Consider the following 682-nt stretch of genomic DNA (forward strand, 5'->3'; position numbering starts at 1 on the left):
GATTTATAAGTTAACAGTTTGGGTGATCAAAATGGGGGCTGAAAGGCTCAGGAACAGACATAAGATAGAGTAGCCAATGTCTGTTTCTGAGCCTGCAAGCCCCCATTTTCGGCTCCCCTCATTCCCCCTCGATCAGGCGGATCTTATCTTTGATTCGATACGAATCTCCGATAATTTTGATGATTTCACTGTGATGCAGCAGCCGGTCCAGGATCGCGTTCGCCAGGACCGGATCTCCAAACATATCTCCCCACCTCGACAGTTCTATGTTTGAAGTGATGATGGTTGAATTCTTCTCATATCTTTTCGTGATCAGCTGGAAAAACAGTTTGGAGTCCTCCACATCAATCGGCAGAAATCCAACTTCATCAATGATCAGCAGCTTGTAGCGGCTGTAAAACTTCAGCCTCTGCTCCAGTCTGTTCTCTGCTTTGGCTTTCTTCAGATTCTGCAGCAGATCGTTACAGTTGATGAAATACGTCGATTTTCTGTTTTTCGCTGCTTCGATTCCGATAGACACTGACAGGTGGGTTTTTCCCACTCCTGATGAGCCGATAAAAAGGATATTCTGCTTCTGCTCAAGGAATTTCAGATTCTCAAAGCCGCGGATCTGGCCTTCATTGATGGAAGGCTGAAATGAAAAGTCGAAGTCCTTCATCTCCTTCAGAAACGGAAAGTTGGC

Annotated in this window: 1 protein-coding gene; it reads right to left on the reverse strand. The window is 45.6% G+C overall.

Going from position 1 to position 682, the window contains the following annotated elements; translation table 11 throughout:
- Positions 1-118: 118 nt before the first annotated feature.
- On the reverse strand, positions 119-682 hold a 564-nt coding region (istB, locus tag BO222_RS11650), incomplete at its 5' end, for an IS21-like element helper ATPase IstB (RefSeq protein ID WP_143357033.1).

Source organism: Ileibacterium valens, assembly GCF_001945525.1.
GTDB classification, from domain to species: Bacteria; Bacillota_I; Bacilli_A; order Erysipelotrichales; family Erysipelotrichaceae; genus Ileibacterium; species Ileibacterium valens.